The following is a 15,799-nucleotide window of genomic DNA, read 5'->3' on the forward strand; positions in this document are numbered from 1 at the left end:
GGGTGGTAGCCATGATCGGGGTGCTCCTTCACATCGGGGGTGCGCGACACACGCAAGAGGGGGGTTCTGCGGTGGCATGCCGCGATGTTTCGGGGATTCGGCCCGGCGGCCGTGGCCGGCGCGGGTCCGGGGGATGTAACGACCGGGTCCGGGGGGTCATTCCCTGCCGGCTTCCGGGGCTTGCCGGGGTGGGCTGTGGTGCGGTCCGAGGGGATGTAACCGCGGCCGGCGGTCAATCGTTCCCGCCAGGGCCGGGCCCATGGTGCGGGCCGGGTGCGCCGCCCAGGGTGGCGCGGTCTGCCATGTACAACGACCCGCCCCCGCCCCGGATTCCACCCCCCGGGGTGGCCCCGCCTCACCCGACACCCACCCCAAACCGGACACCACGGTCGGCCCGGCGGCGTTGATCATGAGGTTGGCGGGTGCGAAACGGACATCTCGCCCCGCTAACCTCGTGATCAACCAGGGTGGCGGGGGCGGGGAGCGGATGCGGGAAGGGGCTGGCCGGTTAGGGGTGGCTGGTGGTTACTCCATGGTTCGTGGCGTCGGTTTCGGGGAGTCGGCGCTCGATGGTGACGGTGGTGCCCTCGCCGGTGGAGATCATCCGCACGTCGCCGTACGCCTTCATGAGCGTCGCGCCGCGGCCCCGATCCATCGCCGGGCGGCGGTCCCGCCAGGTCCCGAAGTCGCGTACGGCGATCTGGACCGTGCCGTCGGACACCCGCAGCCGGACGCGCACCTCCGGCCGGGTCGGCCGCTGGGCGTGCTCCACGGCGTTGTTGACCGCCTCGGACGCGGCCAACAGCAGGTCCTGCACGATGCCCGGGTCCACGTCCAGCGACTCCAGGGCCGTCCGCACGTCGCGGCGCATGGCCGAAGCGGAGGTGGGCTCCGACGGGTACGTCCAACCGGTGTCCAGTGCGGTCACCGGGCCGTAACGGTCCACGTCCGTCCACGGCTGCCGACCGGCGCCCTCCACCTCGACGGGCGGCCGCACGCCGTTCACGCCGAGACTCGGCGGGGCCGCACCCGCGTCGACGGCGGAAGCGGGCTGCGCGGCGGCCTGTGGTGATCCCGTTCCGCGTACCACTGGAGTGTCACCCCGACCGGTCGCCGGCGGCCGGACCACGGCGGTGGCGTGGGCCGGGTCCTCCGACGCGCGGACCGTGCCGCCGTCGGTGGGCGTGCCGTCGGCGTCCGACTGCCGCGCCCGTGCGCGGGCACCGTGCAGAACGGCCCGCACCCGGGCGATCAGCTCCGCGGTGGCGAAGGGCTTGACGATGTAGTCGTCGGCGCCCAGGTCCAGGCCCGCGACGCTGGCGTCGCCGCCGGCGCGGGCGGAGAGCAGCATGATCGGCAGGGCCCGGGTCGACGGCTCGTCGCGCAGCCGGCGGACCAGCTCGAAGCCGTCGACGTCGGGCATCATGACGTCGGTCAGCACCAGGTCCGGCCGGTCCCGGTAAATCGCGGCGAGGGCGGCGCGCCCGTCGCCGACGGTCTCCACCCGCCAGCCCTGTCCGGCGAGCAGGCGGGCCAGGTACGCGCGCATGTCGGCGTTGTCGTCGGCGACCAGGATCCGGGCCCCGTGCGCCTCGTACGCGGAGGCGGTCGCCGATGCCGACGCCGCGTCGGTCAACCAGCCGGCCGCCTCCTGCACGGCGGCCCGGGCGGTCCGGCCCCGGGCCGGCTCGTCGGTCGCGGACGGCGCGTCCCGACCGACCGCCGCCCAGGGCAGCGCCACGGTGAACGTGGCCCCCGTCCCCACCCGGCTCTCCACCCGCACGTCGCCACCCTCCAGGCGGGCAAGTTCCCGTACCAGGGCCAGGCCGATGCCGGTGCCCTCGTGGCTGCGGGAGCGGGCGCCCTGCACCCGGTGGAACCGTTCGAACAGGCGGGGCAGGTCCTCCGGGGCGATGCCGATCCCCGTGTCGGCGACGACCAGCCGGACCTCCTCGTCGTCGGCCTCCACCGCCACCCGGATCCGGCCGACGAACGTGTACTTCAAGGCGTTGGACAGCAGGTTCGTGACGATGCGTTCCCAGTTGACCGGATCGACGGCGAGCGGGCGGGGCAGCGGCGGGCACTCCACCTCCAGCCGCAGACCGGCCCGCTCGATGGCGGCCCGGAAGACGCTGGCCAGTTCGGCGGTCAGGCCCGGCAGGTCGATCTCGCGAGCCTCGCTGCGCGCCCCGCCGGCCTCCAGGCTGGAGAACGTGAGGAGGTTGTTGACCAGCGTCAACAGCCGGGTGGCGTTACGCCACGCGGTGTCCACCCGTTCCCGCTGCGCGGCCGGCAGCGGATGCTCCGGATCGTTGAGGGCGTCGGCCAGCGGACCGAGCATGAGGGTCAGCGGGGTACGGAACTCGTGGCTGACGTTGGTGAAGAAGGTCGTCTTCACGCGGTCCAGCTCGGCCAGCGCCTCGGCGCGCCGCCGCTCCTCCTCGTACGCCGACGCGTTGCGGACCGCGACCGCCACCTGCTGCGCCAGCAGGTGGAAGAAGGACCGGTACGCCTCGTCCAGCCCGCGGCTCGGGCTCACTCCGACGAGCAGCACCCCCAGCGGCTGGTCCGCCTCGGCGGACGGCAGGGGCAGGGCCAGGGCCGAACCGACCGGGTCCCCCCAGGGGCCGCCGGCAAGGGTGAGCCGGTCGGCGACGCCGGTGACCTCGGTGGCCGTGCCCGCCGCCCCCTCCCGCAGGCCCCAGGCCCGCCCCTCGCCCGTCGGCACGCTCTCCGGAAGCGCCGCGGCCACCACGTCCCCGCCGACGCACGCCGCCCGCCGCAGCACGCCGCCGTCACGCAGGTAGATCGCGGCGAACGGGACGTCCAGCGCGTACCCGCCGACGGCCTCGGCCAGCCGGTGACAGGTGCCGGCCACGTCCACGGTGCGTCCGTCCCCGCCAACCGTCAGGTCCCGCAGCAGACGCAGCCGGCGCTCGCCGACCACCTGCTCGGTCACCTCGCTGCACACGGTGAGCACCCCGACCGTACGGCCGTCGTCGTCGCGGGCGGGCGCGTGCGAGACGCTGAAGTACGCCTCCTCGCGGTAGCCGGAGCGGTCGAGCAGCAGTTGGAGGGCCGGCACCCAGCTGGCCACCCCGGTCGTCATCGCCTCGTCGATCAGCGGGGCCAGCACGTCCCAGCCCTCGGCGAGGGTGACCCGCACGTCGCCACCGAGGGCGCTGGGGTGTTTGTCCCCGATCAGTGCCGAGTAGGCGTCGTTGTAGAGCTGGGTGAACTCCGTTCCCCACAGCAGCAGCATCGGGTACCGGGACGACAGCACCATCCGCACGGCGGCGCGCAGGCTCTGGGGCCAGCGCTCGACCGGGCCGAGGGGCGTCGAGGACCAGTCGAGCCGTGCCATCAGCCGTCCGGTGTCCCCACCGCCTACGAAGAGGTCACCCACCCGTTGCGTCACCCTCGACCGAGTCCCATCGCAGCCCCGTTCCGGGGCCCACCACCCCTTGCTGGCGTTAGCTGCCCACATCCTGGCACCTGGGCACGCTCGCGAATCCGCCGCCACCCCGGAGATCGTCTGTACCCACACGCACCCGTCTCCACACCACCTGTGGTCCCCGCCACAGGTCACCATCGGGGAAAGCTGGCGCGACCACAGGTGCGGACGGGGCGCAAGTCGGCGGCCGGTGCTCCCGCGCTGCGCGGTGAGGAAGTTCACGAGAAGTGGGCAATCGACGCGAAGCGCCCCTAACGTCGAGCGTGTTCGCGACGCGAACACCACGGTCGGTAACGCCTAATCCTGCCGCCGGCCGTCGGAACCCGTCACCCAGGCACGGAGCGGGGGACCCACACGTTCCTCGGTGCACGTCACCTCGGGGTGAAGCCGCCCTCGGCGGCCGGGCTCCTCGGCCCGAACCCGACAGCTGACCTCGCAGGCGTGGAGGACACATCGATGGCATCTGACTACCAGGCCCGGCACCGTCGCACCGCCCGTCGTACCGCCGTCGGCACCCTCGCCGTCGGCGCCGTGGCCGGCGCGGTCGCGATCTTCGGCCCGGCCGCGCCGGCACAGGCCGACAGCGTCAACTGGGACGCGATCGCCCAGTGCGAGTCCAGCGGCAACTGGAGCATCAACACCGGCAACGGCTACTACGGCGGCCTGCAGTTCGCCCAGAGCACCTGGGAGGGCTACGGCGGCCTCAGGTACGCCAAGCGGGCCGACCTGGCCAGCCGCGGCGAGCAGATCGCGGTGGCCGAGCGGGTGCTCGACGGCCAGGGCATCGGCGCCTGGCCGACCTGCGGCAAGCGGGGCGGCTCCACCAAGGCGTACACCCCGAAGAAGACCGAGCGGTCCTCGGAGACGAAGCGCGACTCCGGCACGACGAAGCGCGACTCCGGCAACGAGCGCTCGACGCGGAACACCACACCGTCGGGCAGCGGCGAGACCCACGTGGTCGAGCCGGGCGACACCCTCGCCAAGATCGCCACCTCGCACGGCGTCGACGGTGGCTGGCGTGCGCTGTACGAGCGCAACGAGCGCGTCGTCGGCGGCGACCCGGGCCTGATCTTCCCGGGTCAGCGGCTCAGTCTCTGACGCGTACCCCATTCACGACGCCCGGCCGGCACCACCGGCCGGGCGTCGTCGCATCGCCGTCCGCGACGGCTCGTATCCTTTCCGCGAACCTTCTCGTGGTCGTCGAGCATGAAAGGACACGGTGTGAGCAACCGGACCGAGACGTTGGAGTTCCAGGCCGAGGCACGTCAGCTGCTCCAGCTGATGGTCCACTCGATCTACTCGAACAAGGACGTCTTCCTGCGCGAGCTGATCTCGAACGCCTCCGACGCGCTGGACAAGGTGCGGCTGGCGTCCCTGGTGGACAAGGACCTCGACGTCGACACCACCGACCTGCACATCGCGATCGAGGTCGACCGGGACGCGCGGACCCTCACCGTCCGGGACAACGGCATCGGGATGTCGCGGGACGAGGTGGTCCAGGTGATCGGCACGATCGCCAAGTCGGGCACCGCCGAGCTGCTGCGGACGCTGCGCGAGTCCTCCGACGCCGGTACGTCGCAGGAGTTGATCGGCCAGTTCGGTGTCGGCTTCTACGCCGCGTTCATGGTCGCCGACCGGGTCGAACTGGTCACCCGCCGGGCGGGGGAGAGCGGCGGCACCCGCTGGGAGTCGACCGGCGAGGGCACCTACACCGTCGAGGGGGTCCAGGACGCACCCCAGGGCACCTCGGTCACCCTGCACCTGAAGCCGGTCGACACCGAGGACAACCTGCACGACTACACCGCCGAGTGGACGCTGCGGGAGATCGTCAAGCGGTACTCCGACTTCATCGCCTGGCCGATCCGGATGAGCGTGGAGCGCCCCGGCGCCGACGGCGGCGCCCCGACCGTCGAGGTGCAGACGCTCAACTCGATGAAGGCGCTCTGGGCCCGGCCCCGGGACGAGGTCGACGAGGCCGAGTACAGGGAGTTCTACAAGCACGTCAGCCACGACTGGGCCGACCCCCTCGAGGTCGTGCACATGCGGGGCGAAGGCACCTTCGAGTACGAGGCGCTGCTCTTCCTCCCGTCCCACGCGCCGCTGGACCTCTTCTCCCCGCAGGGCCGCCGGGGCGTGCAGCTCTACGTCAAGCGCGTCTTCATCATGGACGACTGCGAAGCGCTGATGCCGAACTACCTGCGCTTCGTCAAGGGCGTGGTGGACGCGCACGACCTGTCGCTGAACATCTCCCGGGAGATCCTCCAGCAGGACCGGCAGATCCAGGTCGTCCGCCGGCGGTTGGTGAAGAAGGTACTCGCCACCGTCCGCGACCTGAAGGCGAAGCAGCCGGAGAAGTACCGGACCTTCTGGACCGAGTTCGGCCCCGCCGTCAAGGAGGGCCTGATCGACGACACGGAGAATCGGGACATCCTCCTGGAGATCCTGTCGGTCGCCTCCACCCACGACCCGGCCGAGCCCACCGACCTCGCCGGGTACGTCGGCCGGATGAAGGACGGCCAGAGCGACATCTACTACGCCACCGGCGAGTCCCGGGCGACCATCGAGAACTCGCCGCACATGGAGGCGTTCCGGGCCAAGGGCTACGAGGTGCTGCTGCTCACCGACCCGGTCGACGAGGTGTGGGTCGAGCGGGTCGGCCAGTACGACGGGAGGACGCTGCGGTCGATCGCCAAGGGCCAGGTCGACCTGGACACCGAGGAGGAGAAGGCCGAGGCGGAGGCCGAGCGGGAGCGGCAGCGCACCGAGTACGCGGACCTGCTCACCTGGATGGGTGGGGTCCTCGCCGACGCGGTCAAGGAGGTCCGCCTGTCGTCGCGGCTGACCACCTCCCCGGCCTGCGTGGTCGGCGACGCCCACGACATCACCCCGACGCTGGAGAAGATGTACCGGGCGATGGGGCACGAGGTGCCGGCGGTCAAGCGGATCCTCGAACTCAACCCGGGGCACCCGCTCGTCACCGGCCTGCGCAAGGCCCGCGAGCAGGGCGGCACCGAGGAGTCGCTGAAGGAGACCGCGGAGCTGCTGTACGGGATGGCGCTGCTCGCCGAGGGCGGGGAACTGGCCGACCCGGCCCGGTTCACCCGGATCCTCGCCGACCGGCTCGCCCGAACCCTCTAGACCGGCGACGGGGGAGGCCGCCTGCCCGGCGACCTCCCCCGTGCCCAGGAACGAGCCGGTGGACCGGGCGACGAACGCGTCGGCCGCCGGGCCGGCGTGGGAGTGACGCCGTCTGGGTAACACGGGCGGGCATGAGCACGAGGACATCGGAGCGCGGTAACCCGGTCACGACCGGCGTCGGCACGGTCGCGGTCGTCGCGCACCGCAGGAAGACCCTCGGCGGCGGCCTTGACGCCCTCCGCGCGGAACTGGCCGGCGCGGGCGTCGACGACCTGCTCTGGTACGAGGTGCCGAAGAGCCGCAAGGCCCCGAAGAAGGTCCGCAGGGCGTTGAAGAAGGGCGCCGACCTGATCTTCGTCTGGGGCGGGGACGGCATGGTCCAGCGCTGCGCCGACACGCTCGCCGGCTCGGGCACCGCGATGGCGATCCTGCCCGCCGGCACCGCGAACCTCTTCGCCGCCAACCTCGGGATCCCCGAGGACCTGCCCGAGGCGGTGCGGATCGGGCTGCACGGCCGTCGCCGCACCCTGGACCTGGGCCGCCTCAACGGCGAGCACTTCGCGGTGATGGCCGGTGCCGGTTTCGACGGCGACCTCATCCGGGAGGCCGACCGTGACCTCAAGGGCCGGTTCGGCCGCCTCGCCTACATGTGGACGGGGCTCCGACACGTCCGGGGTGAACTGGTCCGGACCCGGATCACCGTCGACGGCACCGAGTGGTTTCACGGCGAGGCGAGCTGCGTGCTCTTCGGCAACGTCGGCACCATCACCGGCGGCATCCCGGCCTTCGACGACGCGCGCCCGGACGACGGCTGCCTGGAGGTCGGTGTGTCCACCGCCGACGGCGCCATCGACTGGGCCCGCACGCTCGGCCGGATGGCGGCGGGCCGGTCGGAGGAGTCGCCGTTCCTGCGGATCACCCGGGGACGCAAGGTGAAGGTCCGCCTCGCGGCCCCGCGCACGTACGAGTTGGACGGGGGAGCGCGGGGCGCGGTCACCAAGCTCAAGGTGCGGGTGGTGCCCGGGGCGTTGACCCTCTGCTGCCCGGAGGCCGGCGAATCGGCGTGAGTGGTCGGGCCGGCCGTCCAGGCGCCGTTTACCAGGGGCTGTTCCGGGTGAAGGTGGAGGGATAACAGCTCGTAAGGGGGGCCGCACGATGTCCGACACCAGCCGAAATCGGCCGGATCGCCATGCCGACCGTCCGCCGGAGGTGACCGATCCGCTGCTGTGGGATCTCGCCCTCGACGTGGCCGACGCGCACCAGCCGGACGGCGACGGCGCCTGCCACAATCTGCTCTGCGCCGGTCAGGCCTGGCCCTGCGCCGCCTGGAACACCGCCCAGCGGGCACTGCGCTCCGCACAGACACCGGCGGGTGCGACCGGCGCGTCGCCGGGGGTTCGCACGGGTCGCACCGGCGACCACGACCAGCTCGACGGAGGGTCGCCCGCGGTGGCGGCCGGCCGCCGCCTCCGTCCGGCCGCACCCGGCGGGACGACCCGAGCCGCCTGATCGCTGCGCCGCCGATTCCGGCGGGTGGCGCGGTCCCGGGGGCTCCGCGCCCTCCGACGGGCTGGTGAAGGCCCAGGCCAGGCATTGACAGATCTCCACGGGTGGCCCAAGGATGGCCTCAGTCCTCCCACCGCCCATCGAGTCGACCGAGGTCGGCGACGCTGCGCAGCCGGCGATGCGGGCAGCGTCCAGCCGACGCGGCCGGGCGTCATCATCCGTCGTACGCCGGGTCCCGGCGATGCTGCCCGTACGGAGCTGAGGGCAGTCACCCGTGACCGGCCGGCGGGTCGTCCGGCACCCTCCCTGCCGCCGCACGCCGGGTACAGAAGGGCGGACAGCGCATGTCCGATTCATTCGGTCCCCGGTGGCGACGCCGCCTCCCCGTTCCGGTCGGCCTGGCCGCCGCCGCGACCGCGTTGCTGCTGGTCAGCCCGGCCTCGGCGGTCGTACCGGACGCCTCGGCGCCACCCGCGGACCTCGGCCGCGCCGCGGACGAGCAGGCCAGCGTCGTCGAGGTGCGGCTCGCCGGCACCGCACAGTTGGACGCGCTCGTCGCCACCGGCGTCGACCTCGACCACCATGTCACCCGGACGGAGGACGGGCTGGTCGTGCACGCCGTGGTCACCCCCGCCGAGGCGGCGACGCTCACCGCCGCCGGGTACGCACTCGGGCGGGTGGTGCACCGGCCGGCGGACGCGCAGGCCCGGGTCGCCGAACGCGAGGCGGCGATCGCCGACCACAAGGCGGACAACCAGGAGTTCACCGCCGCGGCCACCGCCGCCGGCGTCTCCGACGTGAAGATCATCCGTGCCGACTACTACACCTCGGGGGCCAGCCAGGTCCTTTCGGTGGAGGCGAAGTGGGCGCAGGGCCAGACCTCCACCGCCGCGCTGACCGTGGCCCGCGACAGCGGCCCGGGTACGGAGATCGGCTCCGGCGGCACCCAGAGCGTCTCCCGCTTCGTCGACGCGGGCGTCTACCTTTACCACCGGGGCGCCGCGCTGGTCACCAGCCGCCCCGACTACGTGCGGATCACCAGTCCGACCGGTGACGTCGCCGTGGCGAAGGTGCGGGAGTGGCTGCCCGTCTCCGCGACCGATCCGGAGGGGCCCGGCTACCAGAAGGACTTCGTCACCAGCTACCTCACCCCGACCGACCTGTACGGGCGGATCCGGCAGCTCGCCGCCGAGTTCCCCGACCTCGCCGAGATCGTGGAGCTGCCGCACCGGACCAACGGCTACCGGCGGCACGCGCAGGCCGTCCTCGGCACGACCACCGCCAGCCGGGTCGCCGTCGACTCGCTTGCCTGGGGACACGAGGGTGGCAACGACGTCTCCCTCGAGCTGGCCCATCCCGGCGGCGCGAACGCTCCGCTGTCGGTCGACGTGAGCGGCAGCGCGGTGCGGGTGGGCCTCGCGACCGACGCCGGCGGCGCGGTGACCAGCACCGCCGCCGAGGTCGTCGCGGCCCTCAACGCCCGCGCCGGCTCGCTGCTGCGGGCGTACACCTATCGGGGGAGCGCGGGCGGCGGCGTGGTCGCGCCGGCCGCGCGGACCCTGCTCACCGACGACCTGAGCGCGCCGGCGTCGGTCTCCCGGGACCCCCACCCGGTGTACGCGATCCGTATCGGCAAGCACCGCGACGGCTCGAAGCCCGGGGTGCTGGCGTACGCGCAGGAGCACGCGCGGGAGTGGGTGCCGCCGCTGGTGACCGTCGAGACCGCCGAGCGGCTGCTGCGCAACTACGCGCACGACGGGCGGACGAAGCAACTGCTGAACGACCTCGACATCTGGATCGCGCCCTCGATCAACCCCGACGGTGGGCACTACTCGTTCTACGACTTCAACTCCCAGCGCAAGAACATGACCAACCACTGCCCGCTCACCGGGGCGGCGGACTTCCTCGCCCGGGACTCCTGGGGGGTGGACAACAACCGCAACTACACCGAGTACAGCCTCTTCGACGGTTTCTCGGGAGCGTCGTCGAGCTGCACCAGCGGCACGTACGCCGGCCCAGGTGAGCTGTCCGAACCGGAGAACCGCAACCTGGACTGGCTGGCCGCCCGTCCGAACATCCGCTTCTCGATGAACCTGCACTCCTCGGGCAACTACTTCATGTGGTCGCCCGGCGCGTACGCCCTGCCCGGCCGGGTCTCCGCGCCCCGACCGACGCTGGACGAGGAGTCCGCGTTCTGGGGCGCCTCGGAGCGGATCCTGTCCGCCATCAAGCGACACCGGAACATGGCGGTCACCCCGGCGCGTACCGGCCCGATCTCCGACGTGCTCTACTCGGCGGCCGGCAACTCCGGCGACATGCTCTGGTACCGGTACGGCATCTACGCCTGGAACTTCGAGGTCGGCACCTCCTTCCAGCCGGAATGGACGGAGGCGCACGAGGAGACCATGGAGTTCGCGAACGGCCTGGTCGAGCTGATGCGGGTGGCGCGCGACTTCGACAAGGACCAGACCCGCCCGGAGAGTGGTCTGGTGGTCGGGCCGGGTGCCACGCCGGGGACGGTGGACGTGACCTTCGAGGTCAGCGAACCGGCAGCGGTCTTCTACACCCTCGACGGCGGCGTCCCCACGTACTCCTCGACCCGCTACGGGTCGGCGGGCATCCGTGAGGGCGGGGAGACGCTCACGGTTCCGCTCGGCGCCACCGTCCACTGGTTCTCGGTGGACTCGGCGGGCAACGTCGAGAACAACTACACCCCCGACGGGAGCGGCCGGAACTTCCGGAAGGCGGTGGCGACCCTGCCGATCGGCTGACGGGTGCACGTCGGCGGTGCTCCCGTTCGGGGGCACCGCCGACGTGTCCCGGGGAAACCGTCATGATGACGTGGTGAAGATCCTGTCCATCCAGTCATCGGTCGCCTACGGCCACGTGGGCAACTCGGCGGCCGTGTTCCCACTCCAGCGGCTCGGCCACGAGGTGTGGCCGGTGCTCACCGTCCACTTCTCGAACCACACCGGGTACGGCGCGTGGCGTGGGCCGCTGCTGGCTCCGGCCGACGTCGCGGAGGTCATCGAGGGCATCGCCGACCGGGGGGTCCTCGGGAGCGCCGACGCGGTGCTCTCGGGCTACCAGGGGGACCCGGCGATGGGCGCGGTGATCCTCGACGCGGTGGACCGGGTCAAGGCGGCCAACCCGGAGGCGGTCTACTGCTGCGACCCGGTGATGGGCGACGTGGGCCGTGGCATGTTCGTCCGGCCGGGCATCCCCGAGTACCTGCGGGACGTGGTCGTTCCCCGGGCGGACATCATCACCCCGAACCAGTTCGAGCTGGAGTTCCTGTCCGGCCGTTCGACGGACTCGCCGGAGGCGTTGCTGGAGGCGGTCGACGTCGTGCGGGCGACGGGACCGCGGCACGTGCTGGTGACCAGCGTGCTCCACGGTGACGTCCCGCAGGGGTCGCTGGAGGTGGTGGCCGTGTCGGACGAGGGCGCCTGGGCGGTGACCACTCCGCTGCTGCCGATCAGCCCGAACGGCGGCGGCGACGTCACGGCCGCGCTGTACCTCGCGCACCTGTACACGACCGGCTCACCCGCGACGGCGCTGGAGCGCACCACCGCCGCCATCTTCGCCGTCCTCGAGGCGACCCTCGCGGCGGGCACGCGGGAGATCCAGCTGATCGCCGCGCAGGAGGCGATCGCCGACCCGCCGGCGCGGTTCGCCGCCCGCCGGCTGCGCTGAGGCGGACGGTAGGCGGTCCGCGACAGGCCGCAGTCGCCGAGAGACCGATGTGACAGAAACGTCGGTCCCGACGCCGAGGGACACGAGGTGCGCGGTGCCAGCATCGCGACCTGTATCTCCATCGTGATCCCCCAACTACGGAGACCTGTTGATGCTTGAGACCGCTCTCGCCAAACTCCTCTCTCTCAAGGTCGCCGCCGCCACGGTGGCCACCGTCGCCGCTACCGGTGGCGTCGCGGTGGCTGCGGCGACCGGGGCGGTGCCCAACCCGCTCAGCAGCGGCGGGGCAACCGCCACCCCGCACCCGACTGGCAAGCCGTCCGAGCACGCCGGGAAGTCCTCGGCCGGGGAGAAGGGCTCCGGGTCCCCGTCGCCCTCACTGGACGGCCTGTGCCACGCGTTCAAGGCCGGTGCCGGCGACAACCCGGGCAAGGCGCTGGAGAACCCGGCGTTCACCGCGCTGATCACCGCCGCCGGCGACGAGGAGAAGGTGGCGGCCTACTGCGACGCCCTGCTGACGAAGAGGAGCGACAAGGCGGTACCGAGCACGCGACCGACCGACGCTCGCCCGTCGCGCCCGGCCGGTAAGCCGGACAGCCCCGCGACCAGCGCGCCGGAGACCAGGCCGACCGGTCGCCCGGCAAGTCAACCGACCGCACCGCCCGCCAAATAGACCCTCCTGCCCGGGCCCGTCGCCCAAAAGTGAGGAGCGGGGTCGCGATCGCGACCCCGCTCCTTCCCATGTGGGACACCGCAGAGGATCAGTAGACGACCACTCCGTACGCGTTGACCGCCTCGCGGACGGGCTGGTAGAAGGTGGTGCCCCCGGACCTGCAGTCGCCGCTGCCGCCGGAGGTGATGCCAAGGGCCTTGGAGCCGTCGTAGAGCGCGCCGCCGGAGTCGCCGGGCTCAGCGCAGACGTTGGTCTGGATCATGCCCCTCACGGTGCCGCCGCCCTTGCCGACGTAGCGGACCGAGACGTTGAGCGCGGTGACCGTACCGCTGTGGGTGCCGGTCGTCGACCCGGTGCGTTTGACCGACTCCCCGACAAAGGGGTCCGCGACCGCGAAGCCGCCGGGGTGGCTCAGTGACGTGTTGTCGTAGCGGACCAGCGCGTAGTCGTTGCCGGGGTAGCTGGAGCCCATGGTCGGGCCGATGAGAGTGGTCAGGCTGGAGTTCGTGTACCAGGTGTTGGCCACGTTCCCGCAGTGCCCGGCGGTGAGGAAGTAGTAGGTGCTGCCGCTGACGACGTTGAAGCCGAGCGAGCAACGGTAGCCGCCGCCGTAGATGGCGTCACCGGCGGCCAGCAGCGGGGTGAAGACTCCGGATGCGCGCTCGATCCGGATCGCGCCGGCCCTGGCGCCGGCAGTCTGCTTGATCTTCGTGATCTCGGCGCGGGAGACGGTGCTGTCGGCGGTCACGACGACCCGGGCCGATGCGGCGTCCACGTGCCAGGCGATGCCCTCGACGCCGGACCGTTGCACCGCGTCGTTCACCGCCGAGAGGTCACTGGCGCTGTAGGTCTGAGGGGAGGCGGCCACGGCGGTCGGAGCGGCGAGTGCGGTGGTGACGACCACACCGACGGCTACGGCGAACAGCCGGGCGGATCGGGCGACGTGACTGCGGGATGGGCTACGGGGGATCCTCACTGTCTCCTCCTCGGGGGAGCGATGGGGCCAGACGGGTGGTGGCCCCGTGAGTCGCCGTCGGAAGAGGCATCTCCGGGTTGATGGATGTCACCTTCCTGACATGCGCTTTCGTCAGTATCGGCGTGCATCGATCGATTTGCAAGATGCAACCATGTGGGTGAACGTGCAGGTCATGAAGCCGCAGAGTCATGACGATGCTGATCGGGAAGTCCACGGGCTCGCTACTTCTGGGGAGAGCCCTGACCCCTGGTGACCATGGAAGGCGCGCAGCGCAGCGCCGGCGGTCGTACCGCTACCTGCTGCGTCGAGCGGTCCGCACGCCGTACGCGAGCGCGCCGATGACGAGCAGGACGCCCAGGCCCTGGAGGCCGGGCGAGTCGTCGGACTCCCCGAACACGACGGCGGCGACGCCGATCGCGACGGCGAGGGCGGCTAGGACGTACTTCACGGGCGCGGTGACCATGCATCGATTCTCACGCGCTACCTATCGAAAGTCAATCGGCTTGGGGCGCGATGTAAAGAATTATTGACACCACCCGTGGATGGACCGTACCGTTCGGGTGTCAAGAATTTTTTACAAGGGGAGGGCTCATGGCCTTCGAGGAGAAGCGCGCCTGGGCGATGGGCCTGGTCGCGGTCGCCGGCTACGCGGCGTACGTGGTGCTCGTCCTCGGCCGGGCCGGCGACGGGCCGCTGACCGGGACGCCCTACGCGGGCACACTGCTGTGGACCGTCGGCGCCGCGATCGTCGCGTCGATCGTGGCGCACGTCGGCATCGCCGCCGCCTCCGGCGAGGAGGCCGGCGTCACCGACCAGCGGGACCGGGAGATCGGCCGGGTCGGCGAACACATCGGCCAGTCGTTCGTCATCGTGGGTGCCGTGGCGGCCCTGCTGATGGCCCTCGCCCGGTGGGACCACTTCTGGATCGCCAACGTCCTGTACCTCGGGTTCGTGCTCTCCGCCGTGCTCGGATCGGTCGCCCGGATCGTCGCGTACCGGCGGGGCTTCCAGTCGTGGTGAAGCCGACCCGGGTCACCAACTCCGTCCGCGCGCTGCGGGTCGCCCACGGCGAGATGAGCCAGGCCGAGCTGGCCCGCCGGATCGGCGTCACCCGGCAGACCGTCATCGCCATCGAGCAGGGGCGCTACTCGCCGTCGCTGGAGACGGCCTTCCAGATCGCGGCCGTGTTCGGCGTACCCCTGACCGACGTCTTCCACTATCCGACCGACCCGCAGGAGGAACCATCGTGAAGGCGATCGTGCAGGACCACTACGGCCCGGCCGAGGTGCTCGGCCTGCGGGACGTCGACGTGCCCACCCCCGGCGAGGGTCAGGTCCTGGTCCGGGTGCACGCGGCCGGTGTCGATCCCGGCGTCTGGCACCTGATGAACGGCCTGCCGTACCCCGTACGCCTGGCCTCCGGACTGCGGCGGCCCCGCAGCCGCGTCCCCGGCATGGACCTGGCCGGGGTGGTCGCGGCCGTCGGGCCCGGGGTGACCGGCCTCGCGGCCGGCGACGAGGTGTACGGCACGGGCGTCGGCACCTACGCGGAGTACGCGCTCGCCCCCGCCGGCCGGCTCGCCCCCAAGCCGCGGACGCTGACCTTCGTCGAGGCCGCCGCCGTCCCCGTCTCCGGCCAGACCGCGCTCACCGCCGTCCGCGATGCCGGCCGGGTCACCGCCGGGCAGCGGGTGCTCGTCATCGGTGCCGGCGGCGGCGTCGGCGCCTTCGCGCTCCAGCTCGCCAGGGCGGCCGGCGCGCACGTCACCGGCGTGTGCCGCACCGACAAGATCGACCTCGTCCGGTCCCTCGGCGCCGACGACATCCTCGACCACACCCGGGAGGACGTCGTCGTGCCCGGCCGGCGGTACGACGTCGTGGTCGACACCGGCGGCAACCGCGCTCTCGCGCACCTCCGCCGGGCCCTGACCCCCACCGGGACGCTCGTGCTCGTCGGCGGTGAGGCGGTGGGCGGCACCTGGTTGCGGGGCTTCGACCGCCAGCTGCGCGCGATGCTGCTGTCCCCGCTCGTCCGCCAGCGGCTGGTGCCCCTGGTGGCGAAGGAGGGCACCGCGAACCTGGCGGCGCTGACCGCCCTGATCGAGGCCGGCGCGGTACGACCGGTCGTCGAGCGGACCTATCCGCTGGCGGAGGCCGCCGACGCGGTCCGGCACGTGGAACGCGGCCGGACGCGCGGCAAGGTGGTCGTCACCACGGTCGGATGACGGACGCGGGACCGGCGGGGGGGGGGGGGGGGGGGCCCCGGGCGGGGGGGCCCCCCCCGGGGGCGCCCCCCCCGCGGGCGCCGGGGCCGGGCGGCCCGCCCCCCCCCCCCCCCCCCCCCCCCCCCCCCCCCG

General features: G+C 72.4%; 13 protein-coding genes and 1 riboswitch. Of the genes, 10 read left to right on the forward strand and 3 right to left on the reverse strand.

Features of this window, described 5'->3' with window-relative positions; all coding sequences use genetic code 11:
- Window positions 1-508: 508 nt before the first annotated feature.
- Complete coding sequence (locus ACIBR0_RS17560) at window positions 509-3,406, reverse strand: ATP-binding protein (protein ID WP_396716743.1); 2,898 nt, start codon at window positions 3,404-3,406, stop codon at window positions 509-511.
- A gap of 332 nt (window positions 3,407-3,738) precedes the next feature.
- A riboswitch (cyclic di-AMP (ydaO/yuaA leader) is annotated at window positions 3,739-3,911 on the forward strand.
- Here ACIBR0_RS17560 and ACIBR0_RS17565 point away from each other — a divergent pair.
- The 7 genes from ACIBR0_RS17565 to ACIBR0_RS17595 all read left to right on the forward strand — a co-directional run bounded on the left by ACIBR0_RS17565 (window position 3,911) and on the right by ACIBR0_RS17595 (window position 12,467).
- Window positions 3,911-4,552 carry a transglycosylase family protein gene (locus ACIBR0_RS17565; protein WP_396716745.1) on the forward strand — a complete coding sequence of 214 codons (642 nt, stop codon included), beginning with the start codon at window positions 3,911-3,913 and terminating at the stop codon, window positions 4,550-4,552. It overlaps the preceding riboswitch by 1 nt.
- A gap of 108 nt (window positions 4,553-4,660) precedes the next feature.
- Window positions 4,661-6,592, forward strand: a complete 1,932-nt coding sequence (gene htpG / locus ACIBR0_RS17570; protein WP_396716747.1) for a molecular chaperone HtpG — start codon at window positions 4,661-4,663, stop codon at window positions 6,590-6,592.
- Window positions 6,593-6,723: 131 nt separating this feature from the next.
- Window positions 6,724-7,659 (forward strand): diacylglycerol/lipid kinase family protein, encoded by a 936-nt coding sequence (locus tag ACIBR0_RS17575; RefSeq protein ID WP_396716749.1) that lies wholly within the window; start codon window positions 6,724-6,726, stop codon window positions 7,657-7,659.
- An 88-nt stretch (window positions 7,660-7,747) separates the two neighbouring features.
- Complete coding sequence (locus tag ACIBR0_RS17580) at window positions 7,748-8,101, forward strand: hypothetical protein (protein WP_396716751.1); 354 nt, start codon at window positions 7,748-7,750, stop codon at window positions 8,099-8,101.
- Window positions 8,102-8,442: 341 nt separating this feature from the next.
- Entirely contained in the window at window positions 8,443-10,869 is a 2,427-nt protein-coding gene (locus tag ACIBR0_RS17585) for a M14 family metallopeptidase (RefSeq protein WP_396716753.1), read from the forward strand.
- Window positions 10,870-10,942: 73 nt separating this feature from the next.
- Entirely contained in the window at window positions 10,943-11,794 is an 852-nt protein-coding gene (gene pdxY, locus ACIBR0_RS17590; RefSeq protein ID WP_396716755.1) for a pyridoxal kinase PdxY, read from the forward strand.
- Between the two features lie 151 nt (window positions 11,795-11,945).
- Window positions 11,946-12,467 carry a hypothetical protein gene (locus ACIBR0_RS17595; RefSeq protein WP_396716757.1) on the forward strand — a complete coding sequence of 174 codons (522 nt, stop codon included), beginning with the start codon at window positions 11,946-11,948 and terminating at the stop codon, window positions 12,465-12,467.
- A gap of 88 nt (window positions 12,468-12,555) precedes the next feature.
- Here ACIBR0_RS17595 and ACIBR0_RS17600 read toward each other — a convergent pair whose 3' ends face one another.
- Together ACIBR0_RS17600 and ACIBR0_RS17605 are read right to left on the reverse strand one after the other, a co-directional pair.
- Window positions 12,556-13,443: a S1 family peptidase gene (locus ACIBR0_RS17600; RefSeq protein ID WP_396716759.1), complete on the reverse strand. Its 888-nt coding sequence runs from the start codon at window positions 13,441-13,443 to the stop codon at window positions 12,556-12,558.
- Window positions 13,444-13,735: 292 nt separating this feature from the next.
- A complete protein-coding gene (locus ACIBR0_RS17605) occupies window positions 13,736-13,906 on the reverse strand; it encodes a hypothetical protein (RefSeq protein ID WP_396716761.1) in 171 nt (56 codons plus the stop codon).
- A gap of 128 nt (window positions 13,907-14,034) precedes the next feature.
- Between ACIBR0_RS17605 and ACIBR0_RS17610 the strand changes: the two genes are divergently transcribed.
- Genes ACIBR0_RS17610 through ACIBR0_RS17620 form a run of 3 tightly spaced genes read left to right on the forward strand, consistent with a single transcriptional unit; the run spans window position 14,035 to window position 15,667 of the window.
- Window positions 14,035-14,463, forward strand: coding sequence for a hypothetical protein (locus ACIBR0_RS17610; RefSeq protein ID WP_396716763.1), 429 nt, complete (start codon window positions 14,035-14,037; stop codon window positions 14,461-14,463).
- Window positions 14,457-14,693 (forward strand): helix-turn-helix transcriptional regulator, encoded by a 237-nt coding sequence (locus ACIBR0_RS17615; protein WP_396716765.1) that lies wholly within the window; start codon window positions 14,457-14,459, stop codon window positions 14,691-14,693. The genes ACIBR0_RS17610 and ACIBR0_RS17615 overlap by 7 nt, the downstream gene beginning before the upstream one ends.
- Window positions 14,690-15,667 carry an NAD(P)-dependent alcohol dehydrogenase gene (locus tag ACIBR0_RS17620; RefSeq protein WP_396716767.1) on the forward strand — a complete coding sequence of 326 codons (978 nt, stop codon included), beginning with the start codon at window positions 14,690-14,692 and terminating at the stop codon, window positions 15,665-15,667. Before ACIBR0_RS17615 ends, ACIBR0_RS17620 begins: the two co-directional genes overlap by 4 nt.
- Window positions 15,668-15,799: the final 132 nt, after the last annotated feature.

Origin of the sequence: Micromonospora sp. NPDC049497 (genome assembly GCF_044465805.1) — a bacterium.
Taxonomy (GTDB): domain Bacteria; phylum Actinomycetota; class Actinomycetes; order Mycobacteriales; family Micromonosporaceae; genus Micromonospora.